At 64.4% G+C, this 22,130-nt stretch carries 23 protein-coding genes and 3 pseudogenes; 11 read left to right on the top strand and 15 right to left on the bottom strand.

Annotated features, from left to right (window positions below; all coding sequences use genetic code 11):
- Positions 1-30: 30 nt before the first annotated feature.
- Complete coding sequence (locus tag H9L12_RS11725) at positions 31-597, top strand: ankyrin repeat domain-containing protein (RefSeq protein ID WP_187541881.1); 567 nt, start codon at positions 31-33, stop codon at positions 595-597.
- Here H9L12_RS11725 and H9L12_RS11720 read toward each other — a convergent pair.
- From H9L12_RS11720 to H9L12_RS11675, 10 genes are all read right to left on the bottom strand, one after another.
- Complete coding sequence (locus H9L12_RS11720) at positions 594-1,079, bottom strand: MmcB family DNA repair protein (RefSeq protein ID WP_187541880.1); 486 nt, start codon at positions 1,077-1,079, stop codon at positions 594-596. The two genes, H9L12_RS11725 and H9L12_RS11720, sit on opposite strands and share 4 nt — an antisense overlap.
- Positions 1,080-1,143: 64 nt before the next feature.
- Entirely contained in the window at positions 1,144-1,674 is a 531-nt protein-coding gene (locus tag H9L12_RS11715) for a cell wall hydrolase (RefSeq protein WP_246450397.1), read from the bottom strand.
- A 302-nt stretch (positions 1,675-1,976) separates the two neighbouring features.
- The gene (locus tag H9L12_RS11710) at positions 1,977-2,321 is read right to left on the bottom strand and encodes a DUF1491 family protein (RefSeq protein WP_187541878.1); all 345 of its coding nucleotides are present in this window, start codon (positions 2,319-2,321) and stop codon (positions 1,977-1,979) included.
- Entirely contained in the window at positions 2,318-2,794 is a 477-nt protein-coding gene (locus H9L12_RS11705; protein WP_187541877.1) for a PaaI family thioesterase, read from the bottom strand. Before H9L12_RS11705 ends, H9L12_RS11710 begins: the two co-directional genes overlap by 4 nt.
- Complete coding sequence (locus tag H9L12_RS11700; RefSeq protein ID WP_187541876.1) at positions 2,784-3,248, bottom strand: PTS sugar transporter subunit IIA; 465 nt, start codon at positions 3,246-3,248, stop codon at positions 2,784-2,786. Before H9L12_RS11700 ends, H9L12_RS11705 begins: the two co-directional genes overlap by 11 nt.
- Positions 3,249-3,314: 66 nt before the next feature.
- The gene (gene hpf, locus H9L12_RS11695; RefSeq protein WP_187541875.1) at positions 3,315-3,890 is read right to left on the bottom strand and encodes a ribosome hibernation-promoting factor, HPF/YfiA family; all 576 of its coding nucleotides are present in this window, start codon (positions 3,888-3,890) and stop codon (positions 3,315-3,317) included.
- 52 nt (positions 3,891-3,942) lie between these two features.
- The gene (gene dnaQ / locus H9L12_RS11690; RefSeq protein WP_187541874.1) at positions 3,943-4,662 is read right to left on the bottom strand and encodes a DNA polymerase III subunit epsilon; all 720 of its coding nucleotides are present in this window, start codon (positions 4,660-4,662) and stop codon (positions 3,943-3,945) included.
- A gap of 8 nt (positions 4,663-4,670) precedes the next feature.
- Positions 4,671-5,264 carry a dephospho-CoA kinase gene (coaE, locus tag H9L12_RS11685; protein ID WP_187541873.1) on the bottom strand — a complete coding sequence of 198 codons (594 nt, stop codon included), beginning with the start codon at positions 5,262-5,264 and terminating at the stop codon, positions 4,671-4,673.
- Complete coding sequence (locus H9L12_RS11680; protein WP_187543283.1) at positions 5,261-6,088, bottom strand: shikimate dehydrogenase family protein; 828 nt, start codon at positions 6,086-6,088, stop codon at positions 5,261-5,263. The genes coaE and H9L12_RS11680 overlap by 4 nt, the downstream gene beginning before the upstream one ends.
- Before the next feature lie 4 nt (positions 6,089-6,092).
- Positions 6,093-6,671, bottom strand: a complete 579-nt coding sequence (locus H9L12_RS11675) for a Maf family protein (RefSeq protein WP_187541872.1) — start codon at positions 6,669-6,671, stop codon at positions 6,093-6,095.
- A 386-nt stretch (positions 6,672-7,057) separates the two neighbouring features.
- Here H9L12_RS11675 and hemE point away from each other — a divergent pair, with 386 nt between their 5' ends.
- The 9 genes and pseudogenes from hemE (at position 7,058) to H9L12_RS11630 (ending at position 16,169) form a co-directional block, all read left to right on the top strand.
- A complete protein-coding gene (gene hemE, locus H9L12_RS11670) occupies positions 7,058-8,026 on the top strand; it encodes a uroporphyrinogen decarboxylase (RefSeq protein ID WP_246450741.1) in 969 nt (322 codons plus the stop codon).
- The gene (locus tag H9L12_RS11665) at positions 8,023-8,484 is read left to right on the top strand and encodes a CopD family protein (protein WP_187541870.1); all 462 of its coding nucleotides are present in this window, start codon (positions 8,023-8,025) and stop codon (positions 8,482-8,484) included. Before hemE ends, H9L12_RS11665 begins: the two co-directional genes overlap by 4 nt.
- Positions 8,485-8,672: 188 nt before the next feature.
- A pseudogene (rho, locus tag H9L12_RS11660) lies at positions 8,673-9,927 on the top strand (transcription termination factor Rho).
- 121 nt (positions 9,928-10,048) lie between these two features.
- Positions 10,049-10,768, top strand: a complete 720-nt coding sequence (locus H9L12_RS11655; RefSeq protein ID WP_187543282.1) for a YjbE family putative metal transport protein — start codon at positions 10,049-10,051, stop codon at positions 10,766-10,768.
- Positions 10,768-12,045, top strand: a complete 1,278-nt coding sequence (gene mnmE / locus H9L12_RS11650) for a tRNA uridine-5-carboxymethylaminomethyl(34) synthesis GTPase MnmE (RefSeq protein WP_187541869.1) — start codon at positions 10,768-10,770, stop codon at positions 12,043-12,045. Before H9L12_RS11655 ends, mnmE begins: the two co-directional genes overlap by 1 nt.
- A gap of 51 nt (positions 12,046-12,096) precedes the next feature.
- Complete coding sequence (mnmG, locus tag H9L12_RS11645; protein WP_187541868.1) at positions 12,097-13,902, top strand: tRNA uridine-5-carboxymethylaminomethyl(34) synthesis enzyme MnmG; 1,806 nt, start codon at positions 12,097-12,099, stop codon at positions 13,900-13,902.
- A pseudogene (rsmG, locus tag H9L12_RS11640) lies at positions 13,899-14,360 on the top strand (16S rRNA (guanine(527)-N(7))-methyltransferase RsmG); the annotation flags it as partial. The gene mnmG and the pseudogene rsmG, both read left to right, overlap by 4 nt.
- Positions 14,361-14,502: 142 nt before the next feature.
- On the top strand, positions 14,503-15,291 hold the full coding sequence (locus H9L12_RS11635) for a ParA family protein (protein ID WP_187541867.1): 789 nt from the start codon (positions 14,503-14,505) through the stop codon (positions 15,289-15,291).
- A complete protein-coding gene (locus tag H9L12_RS11630) occupies positions 15,288-16,169 on the top strand; it encodes a ParB/RepB/Spo0J family partition protein (protein WP_187541866.1) in 882 nt (293 codons plus the stop codon). Before H9L12_RS11635 ends, H9L12_RS11630 begins: the two co-directional genes overlap by 4 nt.
- Here the strand turns inward: H9L12_RS11630 and H9L12_RS11625 are convergent.
- The 4 genes and pseudogenes from H9L12_RS11625 to H9L12_RS11610 form a co-directional block, all read right to left on the bottom strand.
- Positions 16,166-17,035 carry a DNA polymerase III subunit delta gene (locus H9L12_RS11625; protein ID WP_187541865.1) on the bottom strand — a complete coding sequence of 290 codons (870 nt, stop codon included), beginning with the start codon at positions 17,033-17,035 and terminating at the stop codon, positions 16,166-16,168. The genes H9L12_RS11630 and H9L12_RS11625 overlap by 4 nt on opposite strands.
- A 146-nt stretch (positions 17,036-17,181) precedes the next feature.
- Positions 17,182-17,697 (bottom strand): LPS assembly lipoprotein LptE, encoded by a 516-nt coding sequence (lptE, locus tag H9L12_RS11620; protein WP_187541864.1) that lies wholly within the window; start codon positions 17,695-17,697, stop codon positions 17,182-17,184.
- Positions 17,694-20,217: pseudogene (gene leuS, locus H9L12_RS11615) on the bottom strand (leucine--tRNA ligase). The gene lptE and the pseudogene leuS overlap by 4 nt, the downstream one beginning before the upstream one ends.
- 25 nt (positions 20,218-20,242) lie before the next feature.
- Complete coding sequence (locus tag H9L12_RS11610; RefSeq protein ID WP_187541863.1) at positions 20,243-20,677, bottom strand: DUF3576 domain-containing protein; 435 nt, start codon at positions 20,675-20,677, stop codon at positions 20,243-20,245.
- A 203-nt stretch (positions 20,678-20,880) separates the two neighbouring features.
- Between H9L12_RS11610 and H9L12_RS11605 the strand changes: the two genes are divergently transcribed.
- On the top strand, positions 20,881-21,594 hold the full coding sequence (locus tag H9L12_RS11605) for a porin (protein ID WP_187541862.1): 714 nt from the start codon (positions 20,881-20,883) through the stop codon (positions 21,592-21,594).
- Here H9L12_RS11605 and H9L12_RS11600 read toward each other — a convergent pair.
- On the bottom strand, positions 21,584-22,114 hold the full coding sequence (locus tag H9L12_RS11600) for a thiamine phosphate synthase (RefSeq protein ID WP_187541861.1): 531 nt from the start codon (positions 22,112-22,114) through the stop codon (positions 21,584-21,586). The genes H9L12_RS11605 and H9L12_RS11600 overlap by 11 nt on opposite strands.
- Positions 22,115-22,130 lie beyond the last annotated feature (16 nt).

The raw sequence follows: 22,130 nt of genomic DNA, 5'->3' as shown, positions 1-22,130 counted from the left end.
AGCGCAAACGGCAAGGAGCCGGGGGACAAGATGCGGCGGATGATCGGATTGGTGGCAGTCGCGCTGGTCGCAGCGACGCCGACGGCGGCCCAGCAGGGATCGAGCAGCGAAGCACTGTTGACCGCGGTCAAGGAAGGCGACGCCAACAAGGTCGTCCAGCTGTCCGAAGGCGAAGCCGCTGGAATGATCAACATCCGTGGCTTTGACGGGACCACGCCACTGACGGCGGCGGTCAAGAACCGCAACATGCCGTTCGTAAGCTATCTGCTGAGCAAGAAGGCCGACCCCAGCCTTGCGACGCGCGACGGCCAGACGCCGCTGATCATCGCCACCCATCTCAACTGGGAGGAAGCCGTCGACCTGCTTCTTCGGGTGGGCGCGAAGGTTGATGGGACCGACCGCCAGGGCCAGACGGCGCTGATCATCGCCGTGCAGAATCGCAACACGAGGCTTGTGCGGCGTCTGCTGCAATCCGGCGCCAACCCCGACAAGGCCGACCATGCGGCGGGATACAGCGCCCGCGACTATGCCAAGCGCGACAATCGTGTGCGGGAATTGCTCCGCCTAATCGAAACGGCCAAGCCGGCCGCGCGCTAACTCCCGAAACCGAGCGTAGGGTCGATCTGCGCCGACAACCGCCGCGCGGCACGGCGGGCAAAGCGCAGCAATTCCGCTTTCCGCCGGGCGGGCGCCAACGGCCGATGAGCGGCGTCACGGATGATGGCCGCATCATAGCGGTCAGCCACCAGCAGGCCCGCTTCACCGGGCAAATAGCGATCCTCATCGAGGATTGAGGCCAGCGCCTGCGGCACCGCCCAATAGAAGCGGTCGCAATATTCGAGATAGTCGGTCCACTTGCCGTCGCCCACCAGGTCGGCCCGGCTGACCTTGATTTCGACGATGGTCAATTGACCCTTCGAATCGATCGCCATCATGTCCGCGCGCCGGCCATTGGGCAGCGGCACTTCGCAAATGGCGAAGAGGTCCTGCCGGCAGAACAGCCGGGTGACACCGCGCGCGACCTCCCCTGCGATCGGCGGCTGGTCGGCGAAACAGTCGGGCACGGGCAGTGAAGCCATGCCGACTCGGTTAGAACAAAAGGTGGACGAAAGGAAGCGTCGCTAGAAGCCGGCGGTGCGCGCCCTAACGATAGAAGACGTGGTTGCCGAGCGTCCCGACGCGCGCCAGGCGCCAGCCGGGCGACACGCGCTTGGCGTGGAAAAACAACGCCTTGGGCATCGGCGCAGGCTGCAGTTCCTGATCGACGATCTTGGCGACCGCGACCGCGTTCTTCCACTGCATGCTGGAGCGGTTGATGTTCGGCATCGAACGGCCACGAACGAAGCTGAACTGGCTGCGCTGATAGACCACGCCGCAATAGCTGGACGGGAATCGGCCCGACTTGGTGCGGTTGGCGATGACGTGGCCGACCGCCAATTGGCCTTTGAGCGATTCGCTCTTCGATTCGAAGTAAATGGCACCCGCCAGACATTCCATCTCGGCGTTACCCGGGTCGCTCGACCGGAGCTGGCTGACCATCGACTGGAGGTCGCCAGTTGCAGTCACCTCGACGGTTTCGTCTTCAGCGGCGGGAACATTCGGACTCAGCGGGTCGACCGGCAATACAGCAATCGCCGGCTCGGCGGCCTGCGGGAGAATGGCGGGAACGATCAAAGACGGCAGTTCCTTCGATTCACTTGCCAACAGCGGCTCTGAGCCAGGAGCAACCTGGGCCGGAGCAACACCGGACGCGCTCAATGCGGTCAGCACCAGCAAAGTGGAGCGAATGGAAAAGGTCATGAAAGTCCAAGATCGTGCAGTGTATTTCCCGTCGGCACGCGTCGAAGGCTCGTCGAAAGAACCTTCCGGCCGGAAGAAATACCCCGTCTGCGTGGCACCCTGTTGCGGCCGGATTGCCGCAGGAAGTGCCCCCCGCTCGTCGTTACGGTCGCGTTTTTACACTTCGTTCCGCCGGGTCAACCGAACGCAGTCATTTCAGCGATGAACCGTTCAGCGTCCGGGACGTCCAGTTCAATTAACCATAAGTCGGGGTCGAAGCGGGTCCGTTCGCCAATGAATTTCGCGAGCGTGGCAGGGTCCGGTGTTTGGGCCGATTCCCGCCGCGTCCAATGATAATTGCCGCCCCGCTGAAGCGCCCTCTCCAGGATGGCGCGATGCGCCCCGCGCTCGCCAACCAGCAGAATCAACTGCCCGCGGTCTGGATCGCCCTTGTGCAGCACCATCGCATGACCGCCGAGCGCCTCGACCGAACGCCGGATCGCTGCCGCTTCCAGCCCTGCCGGAAGACGAGCGCTGCTCATTCCGCGGCGCGGTAGCCGGGCAGGCCCGACAGCGCGATGTGCGAGCGGAGAAACGTGCCGGTGCCGCGAGCGCATTCCTCGCCGGTCGAATCGACGATCCTGGCCTCGGCTACGAAGACTCGGCGCCGACCCGAGACCCAGCGTCCTTCCGCCCGCGCCTGGCCCGTCTTCATCGGCTTGGTAAAATGCAGGTTGAAGGCGGTGGTGAGGAGGAAACGGTCGCTGACCAGGCCGTTCGCGGCATAGAAGGCGGCATCGTCGAGCATCTTGAAATAGACCGTGCCATGGGCAGCGCCGGCGGCATGAAACATGTCCGGCACGACGTCGAACTCGATAACCGACTGACCGGCTTCGGGAAGCGAGAGTGCCGAAGCGAACAGGCCGTTGACCGGCGCCGATTCGTAGAGGGCTTCGAGTGCGCGCAAATGCGCTTCCTGACCGGTCGGCGGCGAGGCCGCGTCGTCAGGCAGCATCGCGTTCGTCGGCCCCCATCAGCACCGCCGCCAGCGCATCACGCGAACGGGCGCCGCGCAGCTTCTCGACCGTCGCTGCATTGCGCACCAGCCGGCTGATGGCGGCAAGCGCCTTCAGATGTTCCGCGCCGGCATCCGGCGGCGAAAGCAGAAGGAAAATCAGGTCGACCTTCTCACCATCGATCGCCTTGTAATCGACCGGCTGCGCAAGGCGCGCGACGATGCCGTAGATCCGGTCGATGTCCGACAGCTTGCCATGCGGGATGGCGACCCCGCCGCCGAAGCCGGTCGAACCGAGCCGCTCGCGCTCCGCGATCGCATCGGCGATCGTTGCCGGGTCGACGCCGAGACGCTGCGCCGCGACCTGGGCAAGCAGGTTCAGCGCATTGCGCTTGTTGCCCGCCGACAGGTCGACGCGGATCGAATCGAAATCAAGGAAATCTGCAATCTGCATTGAACGCATTTTCTTCACGCGACGGGCCGGTTCGACGCGGGCGGTTAGCCCAGCTTTGCCGCCGTGTCACTTTACGGACGGTTCGACCCAGCCGATGGTTCCGTCGCCCCGGCGATAGACCATGTTGAAGGCGCCGCTGGCACTATTCCGGAACATCAGCGCGTTGGTGTTCCGAAGGTCGAGCATCATGACCGCGTCGGACACGCTGGCATCGGGAATATCGACTCGCGTTTCCGCAATCACCGCTGGCGCGGGCGGCAGCGGCGCCTCCTCGTTATCGGGCTCCGCGAAGACGGTATAGGCGGCGTTCTCCTCGACCATCGCCGATCCGCCGTCGGTGGCGCCGCGCCGTTCGCGCAGCCGGTCGACATAGCGCTTCAGTTGCCGTTCAATCTTGTCGGCGGCGCCGTCAAATGCGACATGGGCGTCGCCGGCGCGGTTGGTCGCCTTGAGCACCATGCCCTGCGCCACCGGGGCAACGATGTCGCAAGTGAAATCTTCGTACGGGCCGCGGCCGAAGGTCACGTTGGCGGCGACCGCCCGAGAAAAGTAGCGATCGGCGAGGGCACCGATCCGCGCCGTGACTCGAGCGCGCAGCGCTTCGCCCGTTTCGACCTGGTGACCGGCGACCCGTACTTCCATCATGTCCTCCTTCAACTGCGTCGGCGATCCAGCCGTCGCTCAAGCCAACGCCTCAAGCGGCGTCCCGGCTCTCACCCGTCCCAATAAATTTCGCCCAGAGCGGACGCGTGATCCGGGCAAGGAACTGCCTGTGCCGCTCGGATTCAGCGGCGGTCGGAGCGAAGTGGCGCGGCTCGTAATAGGGCCGGTCGGCGCGGATCAGCGGCGCCGACCCCACCGCCGCCTCCACGGCGTCGTCGCTGGCAAGACCGAGTCCGATCTGGCGGCCCCCGGTCAGCTCGACATAGACCTGGACGAGCAATTGCGCGTCGAGCAGCGCGCCATGCTTGATGCGTTGTGACCGGTCGACGCCGTACCGCGTGCAAAGCGCGTCGAGACTGTGCTTGGCACCCGGATGACGGGACCGTGCCAAGGGCAGCGTGTCGACCATCCGGCTGAAACAGACCGTGGTACGGCCACAGCGTTCCAGCTCGTGGTTCAAGAAGCCGAAGTCGAAGCTGGCGTTGTGCGCGACCAGGGGAGAATCGCCGATGAAGTCGAGCAACTCCTCGACCTTGTCGGCGAACAGCGGCTTGTCCGACAGGAAGATGTCACTGAGCCCGTGGATTGCTTCCGCCTCGCTCGGCATCGAGCGTTCGGGATTGAAATAGGCGTGGAAATGGCGGCCGGTTTCGACCCGGTTGACGATCTCGATGCAACCGATCTCGACAAGTCGGTCGCCTCCCGCCGGGCTGAGGCCGGTGGTCTCGGTGTCGAACACAATTTCACGCATGGGAAATCTTAAACACCCGTCGCGAGTTCAAGACAAGTGATGATCGCGCCGACCTGAGCGCGGGTTTCGGCAAGATCGCCGCCCGTATGGATGACGAAGTCGGCGCGGGCGCGCTTCTCCGCGTCCGGCATTTGGCGGGCAAGGATCGCGTCTAGCTTGGCGGCTGTCATTCCGGGCCGCTCGAGGACGCGGCGGCGCTGGATCTCGGCCGGCGCGGAGACGACGATGACATGGTCGAAGGCCGTGTGGCCTCCGGTTTCGAACAGCAGGGGTATGTCGAACAGAAGCGCCCTGGCGTCCCCATGATCGACAATGAACCGGGTGCGTTCGTGATGCACTGCCGGATGCACGATCGCTTCCAGCGCGGCGAGCTCGTCGGGCTTGCCGAGAACCGCCGACGACAAGGCGTCACGGTCAACCGCCCCATCGCGGGTCGTCCCGGGGAATCGCTCCTCGATCGGAGTGACCAGTGCACCGCCCGCGCCCTGCAGCCGGCGGACCACCGCGTCGGCATCGAAGACGGGTACGCCGGCTTCGGCGAACATCGACGCGACGGTCGACTTGCCCATGCCGATCGAGCCGGTAAGGGCGAGCGTGATCATGCGCGCAGCAACTTCATCAGCTCGGGGTCGCGGTCGCGCGGGGCATCGCGGTCGAAGATCAGCTTGAAGCTTGTGGCGGCCTGTTCGACGAGCATATCGAGGCCGGTGATGACGCGCAGGTGCCGAGCGCGGGCGGCACTGATCAGGTCGGTTTCGACCGGAAGCGTGACCATGTCGAACACAATAGCATGATCGGGCATCTCGCCGAGATCGCAATTGAGGCAGTCCTGGCCCGCCATGCCCAGCGGCGTTGCGTTGATCAGGATACCGCTGCCGATGCGATGGGTCAGTGGAACCGGCGGTTCCCTCAAGCCGAACTCGACCGCCAGCTTGCGGGCAGCGCCCAGGTCGCGCGCCTGGATCCGCACATTCGTGATATTGAGAAGCCTTAGCGCGACAAGCGCGCCGCGCGCCGCACCACCGTTCCCCAAGAGGGTGACGCTTCCCGCATCTCCACCACTTTTCGCGGCGCGATCGAGCAGGATGGCAATTGCACCGACGTCCGTGTTCCCGGCCCACAGCTTGCCATCGCGAAAGCGCAGGAGGTTCGCGGCGCCGGCGGCGATCGCCCGATCGCTGGCCTCGTCAGCAAGGTGCAAGGCATCGAGCTTGAGCGGCATGGTGACGTTCGACCCGCGCCAGGCCGGATCGGCGCGGACTTCCGCGATATATTGGGCAAGGCCGGAGAGATCGACCCGGCGGCGCCGGTATTCGGCGTCGATTTCCAGCGTCTTCAACCAGAAATTGTGAATGAGTGGCGACTTGCTGTGGTCAATGGGATCGCCGATTACTTCGGCAAATGAATGGCTTGCGGATGACGTCATGATGTCATGACGCCAAGACGCCGCGCTGCCGGAGCGCGCCGAGCAGCGGCAGCAGAGGCATGCCGAGAATGGTGAAATGACTGCCCTCGATACGGTCGAACAGGGTCACCCCGCGCCCCTCCATCCGGAACACGCCGACACAATAGCCAACGTCCGGCCACTCGGCATCGAGATAGTTGTCGATGAACCGGTCGGATAGCGGCCGCACCGACAATCGCGCAACGTCCGCCTCGCTCCACTCTATCGTGCCGCCGCGGGTTAGGGCAACCGCGCTGGCGAGTTCGAGCGTACGCCCGGAAAATTCGCGAAGGTGCCGGGCTGCCTCCTCGCGGTCGCGCGGTTTCGAGTAGCGGGTTCCGTCGACAGTCACGGTGCTGTCGGACCCGATCACCCAATCGTCAGGCCCCGCAGCGACCGAGATTGCCTTGAGTTCGGCGAGGCGACGGGCAAGGCTAGCGCCGTCTCCGACATGACGCTGCTTGACGAGGTCTTCGTCGCAACCCGGCGCCGCCACCTGGAAATCGGCCCCCGCCTCCTTGAGCATCTGCCGGCGGATCGGGCTGGATGAGGCGAGGATCAGCAAGATAGGAAAACCTTGTGGAAAAGTCCGTGGGCGTCCCTAGCGCCAAATCGGGGAGGGCCCAAGTCGAGCGATCCGTCGCCGGGATTCAAGCAGATCCCCCAATTGCATCCACAGGGGAAAAAATCGGTCCACAGCGTGTGAGTCCTGTGAATCGCATTCCGCGACTCGCCGGATTCAGAGGGGAAGGTGACGGGTGACGCCCTGTTGGCAAAACTGGGAGGTCGGCTTAAATCCCATCACCCACGCGCCATCAATCTCTTCAAAGATTCTATCTTTTAAGAGTCTATTTTAAGGAGAAGAGGGTGGCTTCGCGCCCGTATGACCAGCCCGCCGCCGACAAGCCCCTGCTCGCCGTGCTTCGCGGTGAACGGCGCGATCCGGTTCCGATGTGGCTCATGCGCCAGGCCGGCCGCTATCTACCCGAGTATCGCGCACTTCGGGCGGAGAAGGGCGGATTCCTCGACATGGCCTATGATCCGGAGGCGGCCGCGGAGATCACGCTGCAGCCGTTGCGCCGCTTTCCGATGGATGGCGCAATCCTGTTTTCCGACATCCTGATCGTGCCCCATGCGATCGGCATGGACCTGACCTTCGTCGCCGGCGAGGGTCCGCGGCTGGGTCCCCCGCTTGCGAATGCCGATCTGGCGGGCCTGCAACCGGCCCTGGAGCGCCTCGAGCCGATCTGGCGGACGGTGAGCAAGGTCAAGGCCGCACTGTCGCCTGAGACGACTTTGCTGGGCTTCGCCGGAAGCCCCTGGACAGTTGCCACCTACATGGTGGCCGGACAGGGAAGCCGGGAACAGGCCGAAGCCCGGTCGCTTGCGTACCAGGACCCAGGCAAGTTCGACGCGATCATCCGCCGTATCGAGGCGGTCACGCTGGAGTATCTGACCGGGCAGGTCGAATCCGGCGCCGACGCGGTCCAGCTGTTCGACAGCTGGGCGGGCAGCCTGGCCCCGGCCGAGTTCGAGCGTTGGGTCATTGCCCCTACCGCGCGGCTGGCCGGCGCCTTCCGTGCCCGCCACCCCGCCACCCCGATCATTGGTTTCCCGAAGGGCGCCGGCGGCAAGCTTCGCGCCTACGCCGACGAGACCGGCGTCCAGGCCGTCGGTTTGGACGAGACGGTCGACCCCGCCTGGGCCAATCGAGAATTGCCTCCCGGACTTCCGGTCCAGGGCAACCTCGACCCGCTGGCGCTGATCGCCGGGGGTGAACGACTGAAGGAAGCCGTCGAACGCATTCTTGACGCGCTCGCCGATCGTCCCCACATCTTCAATCTCGGGCATGGCATCCAGCAAACGACGCCGATCGCGAACGTCGAACAGCTGGTTGAGCTGGTAAAGGGCCGCAAGTGAGCTTCCTCAGCAGCTATGTCGGCTTCCTTGGCGCTGCCTACCTTTGGGTCAAGGCGGCCCACGTCACCTTCGTCATCTTCTGGATCGCGGGCCTGTTCATCGTGCCCCGATACTACATCCATCACCAGGCGACGACGCCGGGCAGTGCAGAGGATCGCGCCTGGCTCCAGCGCGAGGACCGGGCGCGGACCATCATCCTGACGCCGGCGATGATCATCGTCTGGGTCTTGGGATTGATGCTGGGCGTGCACCTGGGCGCCTTCGGACAGGGCTGGTTCAGCGCCAAGCTCGCGCTGGTCGTGCTGCTGACCGGTTACCAGGGGTGGGTCGGCGCCTATGGACGCAAGCTGGCCAAGGGTCATCGCGCGATCGAGGACAAGCAGCTTCGCCTGATGAACGAGGTGCCGGGAATCCTCACCGCGCTCATTGTCGTGCTGGTGATCGTCAAACCCTTCTGAGGCACGGCGCCCACATCGCCCGGTGAATCAATCTCCCGCACCGTTGACTTGTGACGCGGCGCGGACGTAAGCGCTCCACCCAAGGCGGCTGTGCGGCGAGTATTATTGCCGTTCCATCCAAGACCGTCCCGTCCCCGGCGTCCTGCCGTGCGTGATCAACTCCCCTTCTCTCGTAACGAGACCAATTTATGCATCTCAAGGAACTCAAGAAAAAAACCCCGGTCGAGCTGGTCGCGATGGCCGAGGAAATGGGCGTCGAAGGCGCCTCGACCCTGCGCAAGCAGGACCTGATGTTCTCCATCCTCAAGCTGCGTGCCGAAAACGGCGCGGAAATCATGGGATGGGAACGATCGAAGTGCTCAACGACGGCTTCGGATTCCTCCGCTCGCCCGAGGCCAACTATCTCGCGGGCCGGACGACATCTACGTCCAGCCCAGCCTGGTCCGCCGCTTCGGCCTGCGCACCGGCGACACCGTCGAAGGCGAGATCCGCGCCCCCAAGGATGGCGAGCGTTACTTCGCGCTGACCCGCGTCACCCAGATCAACTACGACGACCCGGAGGCGGTCCGCCATCGCGTCAATTTCGACAATCTGACCCCGCTGTATCCGGATTCGAAGCTCAAGCTCGACACGCTTGACCCGACCATCAAGGACAAGAGCGCGCGGGTGATCGACATCGTCGCCCCGCTCGGCAAGGGCCAGCGCGCGCTGATCGTGGCGCCACCGCGGACCGGCAAAACGGTCCTGCTGCAGAACATCGCCCGCGCGATCACCGACAACAATCCGGAAGTGTTCCTGATCGTCTTGCTGATCGACGAGCGCCCGGAAGAAGTCACCGACATGCAGCGCAGCGTCCAGGGCGAGGTCATCTCCTCGACCTTCGACGAGCCCGCGTCGCGCCACGTCCAGGTTGCCGAAATGGTGATCGAGAAGGCCAAGCGGCTGGTCGAGCACAAAAAGGATGTCGTCATCCTGCTCGATTCCATCACCCGCCTCGGCCGCGCCTACAACACCGTCGTTCCCTCGTCGGGCAAGGTGCTGACCGGCGGTGTCGACGCCAATGCGCTGCAACGCCCGAAGCGCTTTTTCGGCGCCGCGCGCAACATCGAGGAGGGCGGATCGCTGTCGATCATCGCCACCGCGCTGATCGATACCGGGTCCAAGATGGACGAGGTCATCTTCGAAGAGTTCAAGGGCACGGGTAACAGCGAAATCGTTCTTGACCGCAAGGTCAGCGACAAGCGCATCTTCCCGTCCCTGGATGTGGGCAAGTCTGGGACCCGCAAGGAAGAACTGCTGGTCGACCAGGCGACGCTTTCGAAGATGTGGGTGCTTCGCCGAATCCTCATGCAAATGGGCACCGTCGATGCGATGCAGTTCCTTCTCGACAAGATGAAGGACGCCAAGTCGAATGAGGACTTCTTCGCAAGCATGAATCAGTAGCCAGTGCGGCATACCGCCGCGCTTGATGGTTGGTGGAATGCCGTTCGGCTCGCGTTGTGGGAACGCGAACCCGCCCGATGCGCTGTCGGTGCGATGACAGGAGCGAGACGTGATTGACCTGATGTCCTTTGTGCCCGACCTCGCCGCGGCCGCCGCAACGCATACGGGCTCTCTTGGCGGGCCGGGCGACATGTGGGACGCTATCGTCCGCGACTTTTCCAACATCGGCTCGCCCGCCGCGTTCACCGCCTTCCTGTCGGTACTGATGATCGACCTGGTGCTCGCCGGCGACAATGCGATCGTCGTCGGCGCCCTGGCCGCGGGCTTGCCGCCCGAACAGCGCAAAAAGGTCATCCTGATCGGCGTCATCGCGGCGCTTGTGCTCCGCGTCGCCTTCGCGCTGATCGTCACCCAGTTGCTTCAGATCGTCGGCTTGATCCTGGCCGGCGGCATCCTCCTGCTGTGGGTGGCGTGGAAGATGTGGCGCGAATTGCATCACGCGGGCGAGAGCGGCGGTTCGCCGGAGATCGAGGGCGATGAGCAATCGGGCCTGCGTCCTGCCAAGAGCTTTGCCTCGGCCGCCTGGGCAGTCGCGGTGGCCGATGTCTCGATGAGCCTCGACAATGTCCTCGCTGTCGCTGGAGCCGCGCGCGAACACCCTGGGATCCTGATCGTCGGCCTGATCTTCGCGGTCGCCCTGATGGGCGTCGCCGCCAACCTCATCGCCAAATATATCGAGCGTTACCGGTGGATCGCCTACATCGGCCTGGCGGTCATCATTTGGGTTGCGGGCAAGATGATTTGGGAAGGCTTGCACGACGTGGCTCCGCTGATCGCCTGATGGCGGCGACTGGCGAAACGATCGTCGCCCTGTCGAGCGGTCGTCCACCCGCAGCAATTGCCGTCATTCGGATAAGCGGCGAGGCCGCCGCTGCGTCGGCAATCGCCTTGGCAGGAAAACTCCCGAATCCGCGGCAGGCCGCATTGCGAACGCTGCGCGATCCCGGAAGTGGCGAAGCGATCGATGACGCGCTGACCCTGTTCTTTCCCGGACCGAAAAGCGCCACGGGTGAGAACATCGTGGAATTCCAATGTCACGGTAGCCGGGCAATCGTCGATCGGGTGATCGAAGTCCTCACCGCGTTGGATGGCGTTCGCTTGGCCGAGCCCGGGGAGTTCACCCGACGGGCCCTGGCCAATGGCCTCATCGACCTGACCGAAGCGGAGGGGCTCGCCGACTTGCTCGCCGCCGAAACCGAACTCCAGCGCAAGGTGGCGCTGGTAAGGGCCAGCGGCGGATTGCGGGCAAAGCTCGATTCCTGGCGCCAGGCATTGGTACGTCTGTCGGCGGATGCAGAGGTGGCGATCGATTACCCGGACGAGGAGGATGGCGTCATGGCGCCAGACCTTCGGCCCGCGGCCACCGAGCTCCTGAATGAAATTCGAGATTTACTGGATGCTCCGCGGACAGAGAAGCTCCGAGACGGAATCCGCGTGGTTCTCGCCGGGCCGCCAAACGCTGGAAAATCGAGCCTTATCAACGCCTTGACCTATAGTGAGCGGGCGATCGTGACCCCGATTGCGGGGACGACGCGAGATACGATCGAAATACCGATCGCGATGGACGGTATGCCGTTCGTATTTGTCGATACCGCAGGACTCCGCGACGCGAACGACGAGGTTGAGGCAATCGGTGTTGGCCGTGCGCGAGATGAGATGGCGGCGGCCGACATCATCTTGTGGCTCGGGCCTGATCACGACATTCCAGCTAGCGCGCGAACGCTCTTGCTTCGCCCCAAGGCAGACCTGGGAAGCAGCGGAGCGGGATTGCCCGTCAGCAGCAAGACCGGCCTTGGGCTCAGCGACCTCAGGCAGCGACTATTGGATCGCGCCCGTGCAACGCTTCCTTCTGGCGTTTCGGTGATGCTCACGAATCGTGAGGCTTCCTTGCTGGGCGAGATCCATACGATCTTGCTACAGTGCATTCAGATTGCCGCTCCGGAGATTCGCGCAGAACTCCTGCGTCAAGCTCGGGAATTGGTTGACCAGATCACGGGCCGGGCAGGCGTTGAGAACGTATTGGACGAACTCTTCAGTCGCTTCTGCCTCGGCAAGTAAGTTCCACGTGGAACATTTGACCGGAAGGCGGCGCTGCCTTATGCCGCCCCGATGTACGATGTTATCGTCATCGGTGGCGGACATGCCGGCGTTGAGGCAGCCTGCGCGGCTGCCAGGCGAGGGGCATCTGTGGCGATCGTCACCATGCGCTCGACCGACATCGGTCAAATGTCATGCAATCCTTCGATTGGAGGCGTTGGCAAGGGTCATCTCGTTCGAGAGGTCGACGCGCTCGGCGGGATCATGGCCCGCGCCGCCGACCGCGCTGCGATCCACCGCCGAATGCTCAATGCGAGTAAGGGGGCGGCCGTGCGCGGCCCACGGGTGCAGGCCGATCGACGATTATTTGCCAAGGCCGTCAGGGCCGAAGTGGCTCGCACTGGAGTCGAGATTCTCGCCGACGAGGCGATAAGTCTTCTTATTGATAACGGACGTATCAGCGGGGTCGCGCTCGCGTCGGCCGGGCCGGTGTCTGCACGGTCCCTGATTCTCGCCACTGGCACCTTCCTCGGCGCTACCCTTTTTCGGGGCTCAGAGCGGTGGGCTGGCGGCCGCATTGGTGATCGTCGGTCGGATCGGCTAGCGGCACAGGTCCGCGAGGCAGGACTGGCGGACAGGAAGCTCAAGACGGGGACGCCGCCACGGCTCGATGGGCGCACGATCGACTGGGCCCGGCTCAGCCCCCAACCATCCGATCGTACAGAGTGGCGCCTAGCGCTCTCGCCCGGCCCGCAACCGCTTCCGCAGTTGGCTTGTGCCATTACCCGCACGAACCCCGAAGCCCATGAAGCGATCCGTAGCGGCTTGTGTCGCTCTCCCTTGTTCAGCGGCGAAATAGAGGGAAGGGGGCCTCGCTACTGTCCCTCGATCGAGGACAAGGTCGTGCGGTTTGGAGATCGCGATAGCCACCAGATTTTCCTGGAGCCTGAAGGACTGGACGATTCGACCGTATACCCAAACGGCATCTCCACCTCTCTCCCGGTTGATGTGCAGCAGGCCTTCCTGAATGCCGTAGCAGGTCTGGAGAGGGCGACGATCACACAGCCGGGCTATGCCGTTGAGTATGCGCATGCCGACCCGCGGAAATTAAGTGGCGACTTGGGCCATCGCGACGTTCCAGGCCTTTTCCTCGCAGGCCAGATCAACGGCACGACCGGATACGAGGAGGCCGCCGCGCAGGGATTGGTGGCGGGCGCCAATGCCGCGGCGTTCGCGTTGGACCTGGAGAAGCTGGTTCTCGACCGGTCCAACAGCTACCTCGGCGTGATGATTGATGACCTGACGTTGCAGGGCGTCAGCGAACCATACCGAATGTTGACGGCACGCGCTGAACACCGACTGGCCCTGCGCGCCGACAACGCGATTACTCGGCTGGCACCGATTGCCATCACCCTCGGACTGCTTGATCCCGAGCAACGGGACCTTGCTTCCAAATACCTACAACACAAGGCGACCGCGGATGCGGCACTTTCGGAGCGCGTGAAGGGCAGCGAACTCGGCGCTGCGCTCGGAGATCAGACCCGAACGCTCGCTGAGTGGCTTGCGCGGGACGGCCTAAGGGACGCTATTCAGGATCGGTTAGACAGCTCTGAGGCGGCGTCCGAGGCGATTGATGACGCTCAATACGCTCCTTATGTTGCGCGGCAACGGACAGAAATCGAAATTCGCCGGCGAGATGGATCCCTTCCGATTCCCCCCGATCTCGCATTTGACAGTGTACCCGGCCTTTCCACCGAGATGATCGAACGCCTCTCCGCGTCGCGTCCAGAGACGCTCGATCAGGCTACTCGCATAGCGGGGGTGACACCCGCTGCACTTGCCGCAATCCACTTCGCTATTGCCCGGAAAGCCGCGTGAGGGAGCGGCTCGAAAGCCTCCTTCAGGTCGAAGTTTCACGTGAAACATTTGCTCGCCTCGCGACATATGTCGAACTTCTGCTGATTGAAAACGAGCGGCAAAATCTCATTGCACCTTCAACGGCTAGTTCCGTCTGGGAGCGACACATCCTCGATTCCGCGCAGCTCCTTCCCTTAGGCAAAGGGCGGTGGCTCGACATAGGGACGGGCCCAGGGCTGCCGGGATTGGTGATCGCGATTCTCGCTCCTAGCCCCGTCACGCTTTGCGAACCGCGGTCGCTGAGGGTGCAATTTCTTCGCGACGTTGTCGCGAAGCTAGGTCTCGCGAACGTCGCGATCGTTCATGGCAAAGGCAGTTCGGTCGTCGGCGGGTTCGATACCATTACAGCGCGAGCGGTTGCTTCCACGGACAAATTGTTCTCGATGGCGCGACGATTGAGTCACCGTGACACAGTTTTCGTCCTCCCCAAGGGAAGAAGCGCACAATCCGAACTGGATGAGACGTGCAAGTCGTGGCAGGGTAACTTCCGGCTCGAGCCGAGCGCCACTAGCGCCGACGCATCGATCCTAGTCGCATCCGGGGTTCAGCCGAGGGACGTTCATGATCTGCATTGCGGTCGCCAATCAAAAGGGCGGAGTGGGAAAAACCACTACGGCGATCAACCTTGCAACCGCGCTCGCGGCCATCGGTTGGCGCGTGTTGCTGGTCGACCTCGATCCGCAGGGAAACGCCTCTACCGGACTTGGCGTCGCGCAGAACGAACGTCGCTACTCGAGCTATGACCTGCTGTTAGGCTCAGTCGGCCTTGCCGAAGCGGCAGTCGCCACGCGCGTTCCCGGACTCGATATCGTGCCGGCAACCGTCGACTTATCCGGTGCGGAGGTCGAAATGGTCGGCCTGCCGGATCGGACCCACCGGCTTCAGCAGGCGTTCGACGAGGGGCCGTCGAATCGTTGGGATGTTTGCCTGCTCGATTGCCCGCCTTCGCTTGGCCTGCTGACCGTCAACGCGCTGGTCGCAGCGCGGCACTTGTTGGTCCCGCTGCAATGCGAGTTTTTTGCGCTCGAGGGCCTCAGCCAGCTCCTCCAGACCGTCGAGCGTATCCGCCAGGCGTTCAACGACAAGCTTTCGATCCTTGGTGTCGCGCTGACGATGTTCGATCGTCGCAACAACCTCTCGCAACAGGTCGCTGAAGACGTGCGCGCCTGCCTGGGCCGGGCGGTGTTCGACACTGTCGTTCCTCGCAACGTGCGGCTTTCCGAAGCGCCGAGCCACGGGCTGCCGGCGCTGATTTACGACCTGAAGTGTCCTGGATCCGAAGCCTATATCCGATTGGCACGGGAAATCGTCGGTCGCCTTCCGTCGCTGGCGCGGGCTGAAGCTGCATGAAGAAGCCGCTGGGACTTGGCCGCGGCCTGAGCGCGCTGATCGACGAGGCGGTTAAGCCGGCTGCCGCGGACGCTCCGACCGATGCGTCGGCGACCCGCGAGGTCGAGGTCGGGCGGATCCGGCCCAATCCGCTCCAACCCCGCAAGCAGTTCGATGAAGAAGCGATCGACGACCTTGCCGCCTCGATCGCGGAACGTGGCGTGCTTCAGCCAATCCTGCTGCGCGCGATCGACGACGGCTTCGAGATCGTCGCCGGGGAACGCCGTTGGCGAGCGGCGCAACGGGCGCAGCTGCACCGAATTCCGGCCATCGTTCGCGAATTCGATGATGAATCGACCGCCGAGATCGCGCTGATCGAGAACGTCCAGCGCGAAGATCTCAGTGCGATCGAGGAGGCGGAGGGCTACCGCCAGCTGATCGAACGGTTCAGCCATACCCAAGACGCGGTCGGAAAGCTGGTCGGTAAGTCGCGCAGCCACGTTACCAATCTTCTTCGCCTGCTTGATCTGCCTGAGGCGGTCCGCGGCATGCTGCTGCGTGGCGATATCAGCATGGGGCACGCGCGGGCGATCGTTTCCCATCCGAATAGTGAAGCCCTTGCCCAGGCGATCGTCGCCGACGGCTTGTCGGTCCGTCAGGCCGAGGACCTTGCCCGCGCTGCCAAGCCTCGGAATTCACGCGGAAATTCCGGTAGGGAGGCCGACGACAAACGGCCCGTGGATGCCGATCTGGCGGCGCTTGAGCGGCAGTTGGGCGACATGCTCGGCCTGCGGGTGAAGGTCGCGCACGGCCGAGGGGGCGGCAACGTCACCCTGCATTACAGCAGCCTCGACCAGCTCGACATGATCTGTCAGCGGCTCAGCGGCGAGCCGATCTAGCCGCGGCGGCTTCCCGCGCGCGCCAGAGTGACCAAAGTCTCCCCAAGCGCCGCCTCGGACGGGGAATCGCCGAGCATTAATTCCTTTTCCAACGCCACGACTCGTTCGGCCGCCTCCGCCAGGCGTCCCGCCGACCAGTTGGACAGCAGCCGCTCGATTAGCGGCTTATCCTTCCAGAACAATGACTTACCCATTGACGTCATGACGGCATCAACCCGCTCCCCCTGCTCCACACGAGCCCGCAACGGGGCAAGCATGGTCAAGCGGCGTTGAAGTGCGCGGACGGCAGGGATGGCCTCGGCGCCGCCGGGAAGCCGTCCCAGTTCATCCACCAGGGCGTCCATCCGGCCCGCCAGCGCGAGGTCGCCCAGCCGCTGCCAGTCGCTCTCCGAGCCGTCAGCGCCGATGCGGTCGATCGTGTCGTGGTCAAGTTCGCAAACTTTGTCGGGGCCCGCCCCGACGAACAGCGCGAACTTCTCCAGCTCGCTGCCAACGATGGCTTGGTTGTTCGCGGACAGGCCGGCCACGCGTTGTGCAATGTCGGGCGAGATCCTGAGGCCCAGTCCACGGCCGATGTCGACCACGATCTGCTCCATCTCTCGTCCTTCGGGCACGTAACTGACATGCGACAGCGCGCGCGGATGGGATTCAGCAAGCTTGAGGAGGCTCGAAGTCTTCCGCAAGGGTCCGGACAGGGCGATGACCGCACTTTCGCTTGCCGACGCTTCGAGCAGGCTCGTCACGCCCTCGGTAATTTCATCGCCAGCCGGTTCGATCCATAGCGCGCGCGGACCCCCGAAGAGGGCCATGGCGCCCGCTTCGTCGCCGAGGCTTGCAGGGTCGGCCTTGATCGACTGGCTGAGCACGATGAATTTTTCCGCATTGCCGAGCCCGCGGAGGAGCCTGAGCGCAAGCGCCCGGCTGCCCGACTCGTCCGCACCATGAAACAGGTAGAAGCGGATGGACGGGTCGGGCGCGGCTAGTGCGCGGTCGACTTGCCCCTTCGCGGCCTTCACGGCGCGGCGGAAGCGGGCGGCTGACCGCCGCGCGAGACGTAAAGGGCAAGGCGCGCGACGATCTGGTCGGCGAGAACGGTTGCAAGCCGTTCGGCGGCGGTTTGCTCCGCCGCGACGGTGGCGTATTCGCTGCTGACGACGTCGATGCCGCTATCCGCCCCGGCTGTCGCGTCGAGCAGCGTCTCGCCGGTCGCGGCGGACACGAGACGGTAACGGGCGCGGATCGTGCGCCGCTCCCGGGTGACCGCGCTATCGCCTCGGATCCCCAAACCGGTGATATCGTCGTCTAAGGTGACTTCCAGGCGATAGGCGGCAGTCGAATCGCGGCGGCCGAGCCGGTCGATCAATGCATTTCGAACCAGCCAGCCGTTGCGTTCCGGGATGGGGCTTACATCGATGGTGGCAAGCCCACTCGCCACCGCGCCCCGCGTGCCGCCGGCGTACATCGGCTGCAGCGCACAGCCGCCGACAGCCAAGGCAGCGATCGCAACGAGGGCGAGGCGAAACGTCATGCGACGATATTCACCAACCGGTCGGGAACCACAATCACCTTGCGGGGCGCACCACCCTCCAGCAGCGCCTGAATCCGGGGGAGGCGAGCGCGAGTGCTTCGGTGGCATCCTTGGCAAGGCCGCGCGGGGCAGTGATTGTGTCCCGCAGCTTGCCGTTGACCTGGATCGCCAGCGTGACTTCTTCGTCGATCAGCAGTGCCGGTTCGAAAGCCGGCCAGGCGGCGTCAGCGATCATTCCATCACGATTCCCAAGCGCCCAAGCTTCTTCAGCAAGGTGCGGGGCCATCGGTGCGATCAGCAGGATCAGGGTTTCGATCGCCGTCGTTCGTGCCGCGGATGGCTTGGCCTTCTCGACGGCGTTGACCAGTTCGTAGAGTGCGGCGACGGCCTTGTTGAATTGCAGGCCCTCGATCGCCTCGCCGACCGCCGCGATGGTGCGGTGAAGCTTCCGGGTGAGGGCAGGATCGTCGCCGTCGGTCGACGCGGGCGATGAAGCAAGTCGCCAAACGCGCTGGACGAAGCGGGAAGCACCTTCGATCCCGCTTTCCGACCATTCCAGGTCGCGCTCCGGCGGCGAATCCGACAGCATGAACCACCGCACCGCGTCGGCGCCGTAGCGGTCGAGAATCGGCTCGGGATCGACCGTGTTCTTCTTCGACTTCGACATCTTTTCGATGCGACCGCGAGTTACACCGCCGCCGGTTTCGCGTTCGACGATCGTCCCGCTTTCGCCAATCTCGATCTCGCCGGGCGAGAGCCAGCGGCCATCGGCGCTCTGATAGGTTTCGTGCGTGACCATGCCCTGGGTGAACAGGCCCTTGAACGGCTCCGCAATGCCCAGCTTCCCCATGCGCTGCAGCGCGCGGGTCCAGAAGCGCGCGTAGAGGAGGTGGAGAATCGCATGCTCGACCCCGCCGATATACTGTCCGACCGGCAGCCACTGCTCGGCCTCGGCGCGGTCGAAGGGCCTGTCGTCGGGCTGGCTGGCGAAGCGAATGAAATACCAGCTGGAATCGACAAACGTGTCGAGCGTGTCGGTCTCGCGCCGCGCCGGCTTGCCGCAACGGGACAATCAGCCTTGTTCCAGGTCGGGTGACGGTCGAGCGGATTGCCTGGGATGTCGAAGCTGACGTCTTCCGGCAGCACGATGGGCAATTGGTCGCGCGGGACGCCAACCGGACCGCAATCGGCGCAGTGAATGACGGGGATCGGCGTACCCCAGTAACGCTGGCGGCTGACGCCCCAGTCGCGGAGGCGGTATTGGGTCTTGCCCTGGCCCCAGCCCGCGGCCTCGGCGCGGCGGATGACTTCGGCGGACGCTTCCTTCGACGACAGGCCGTCGAGAAACTCCGAATTGACCGCGACTCCCTCGCCGGTCTCGGCCTCGACGACCGGTGCGTCTGCGGACTGGACGTTCTCGGCGACGACCCGCCGGATCGGCAGGCGGTACTTCGTGGCGAATTCGAAGTCGCGGACATCGTGCGCCGGGCACCCGAACAATGCGCCGGTGCCATAATCCATCAGCACGAAGTTCGCGATCCACACCGGCAGCCGGCGGTTGGCGTCGAGCGGGTGGACAACTTCGATCCCCGTGTCGAAGCCGAGCTTCTCAGCCGTCTCGATCTCGGCCGCGGTGGTGCCTCCCTTGCTCGCCTTCTCGATGAAGGCGGCGACATCGGGCCGTTCGGCGGCTAGCGCCTCGGCAATCGGGTGGCCGGACGAAATGGCGACGAAGCTGGCGCCGAAAATGGTGTCGGGACGGGTAGTGAAGACCTCGACGTCGCACGACGTGCCGCCCGGCGGGGTTCCGGCAAGCCGGAAACAGAACTGCAGGCCGCGGCTCTTGCCGATCCAGTTTTCCTGCATCAGCCGCACCTTGTCAGGCCACTGATCGAGCGTGTCCAGTCCCTCGAGCAGGTCCTCGGCGAAGTCGGTGATCTTGAGGAACCACTGGCTGAGCTTCTTGCGCTCGACCGCGGCTCCCGACCGCCAGCCCTTGCCGTCGATGACCTGTTCGTTGGCGAGCACGGTCATGTCGACCGGGTCCCAATTGACCTCGCTCTCCTTGCGGAACACCAAGCCAGCTTCCATCAGGTCGAGGAACAGAGCCTGCTCGTGCCCGTAATAGTCGGGTTCGCAGGTGGCGAGCTCGCGGCTCCAGTCCAGCGCAAAGCCGATCCGCTTCAGCTGGTCACGCATCGCCGCGATGTTGGCCCGGGTCCACGCGCCGGGATGGACCTTCTTTTCCATCGCCGCATTCTCGGCCGGCATGCCGAACGCATCCCATCCCATCGGATGCAGCACTTCGAAGCCCTGCATCCGGCGAAAGCGGGCAAGGACATCGCCCATGGTATAATTGCGGACATGGCCCATGTGGATGCGCCCCGACGGATAGGGGAACATCTCCAGCACGTAGGCCTTCGGCTTGGGCGAAGCGCTGTCAGCGGCGAAGCTGTTCGCCTCGGCCCAGCGCGCCTGCCATATCGTATCGGCGCGCGCCGGATCGAAACGGTCGCTCATGGCATCCAGTCTTTCTGTCCGAAGCTTATCCGGTAACGGTTGTACGGCGCAGGTCGCGGGCGCGGGTCAGAATGATGTCTTCAAGCTTCTGCACCGTCGCGGCAGCGACCGGGGCATCGACCCAGACGCCGTTCTGGTTGACCTGGCGGCTGGCGGCGACGCGCAGCGCGTCCGCCCGCAGTTCCTGGTCAAGGATCGACACCGTCAGCTTGGCGCGCTCGCCGGGGTTGCGCGGGCTGACGTACCAATCGGTGATGATCACGCCGCCATTGGAATCGGCGGTGACGAGCGGCGCGAACGACAGCGTGTCGATTGCCGCCTTCCACAGATAGCTGTTGACGCCGATCTGGGTCATCGTTGCCGGGGCAAGCGCGACCGGCACGTCGCGATTGCGCGAGCACGCGGCCAGGGCAACGCCGGCAAGACCAAGGACAACGACCGTTTTGAAGAGGCGGGACATGCGTGAATTCGCTTCCAGGCAAGGGGGGATTTCGACTGGCGTTATAAATGGCTTGGCGACGTGGGCAAGCCGCGATCCGACCGATTGACGCCGTCGCGAGGCAACCGATGTTGTGGACTCAATGTCACAGGGCGGCACGGAATCGGACTCAGTCATGGAACCGTCAGGTTCGCCGCGCTATATCCGTCTTGAACAAGGGAGTCGTGCGCGTGGTGCATGGGAAGAATGGTCGGGGCAAGGAGGTAGGAATCGCGCTTGCGATTGCTGCCGTTGCGCTTGTGCCGGCTGTCGCCATCGCCGCCACCGGCAAGGCTCGTCCCCCCGCTATCGCCGTGAGTTTCGACAAGATTTCGTCGTTTACGCCGGCGGGGGCGGATCCCAAGCTTGCCGCCACCTTCGGCTCCCGGCCGCGCAGCATTTCCGATTTCACCTTCACCCCGGCAGCCGCCAAGGGTCGCCCGTCACAGCTTCGAGTCGCGGTTCGCGCGGCTGCGTCGCCGCAGATCAGGGCCTCGGAAAGCTCGGCCGCGGCGCTGAGCCCGCTCAACCCGACCAACTACAACCTCGGCGTCGCCGTCGGCTGGAAGCGTTTCGCGGTGGCCGGCGACGTCGAAAAGCAGACCAACCCGAACCTCGCGCTCACCGCCCGTGAAAGCGCTGTCGTCGGCGTCAGCTACAACCTGAAGAAGTTCACCGGGCGTGTCGCGGTCGGCGCCGAGCGCAACGAGGGGCGCGTTGCTGCCCTGTCGCAGCCGGATCAATATTCTGTCGATGTCGGCGCTGCCTACAATCTCAGCCGCCGGATCGCCGTGACCGGTGGCGTTCGTTACCGTGTTGACCAGGATCGTCTGAATCCGGTCGTCGACCAGCGCCGCGACAGCCAGGCCGTTTACGTCGGCACCGCCGTCAAATTCTAAGCCAGGCGTCGATTCCCGCCCATCCGTGAAAGTCGTGCCGGTAGATCCGGTCGAATAGACACGCATCCATGCCGCCCAGCGCGATGGCGGGCAGACCGGCGCTTCGAGCCAGCGCGCGCGCATTGTCGGGCCCGAGTGGCGGCGTCGCCGGGTGAGAGGCTGTAGCCTCGACGGGCGAAATGAAAGCGAACGCGGCACCCCGGTTTGCCGCGAGGACCGCTTCTTCCGGTGTGTGGACGGAAAGTGAGAAGGGCAGTCCGGCACCATCGCCCGTTGGCCGATGCATGAATCGCGCGCCGACCGACCGCGCAAGCTCGACGTCGCCCGCGACCGACAGAACGAGACCGCGTCGCGTGGCAATTTCAGCCACCCGCGCCGCCAGCGCAGCTCGATCCGGAGCGCGATCCTGGCGAAAGACGACCCCGGCACCAGCCGGCATCCGCTCGAGAACGGGGAGGAGCTCTGCGCCCAAGCGCTCGTCGGTCATCAGCCAGGCACGTGGAATATGGTCGTTTGCCATCGTGCACCCTATAGCC

It is taken from the genome of Sphingomonas rhizophila (assembly GCF_014396585.1).
Classification (GTDB): Bacteria; Pseudomonadota; Alphaproteobacteria; order Sphingomonadales; family Sphingomonadaceae; genus Sphingomicrobium; species Sphingomicrobium rhizophilum.
The sequence above is the reverse complement of the archived record's forward strand: the minus strand, read 5'-3'. Positions and strand labels throughout refer to the sequence as shown.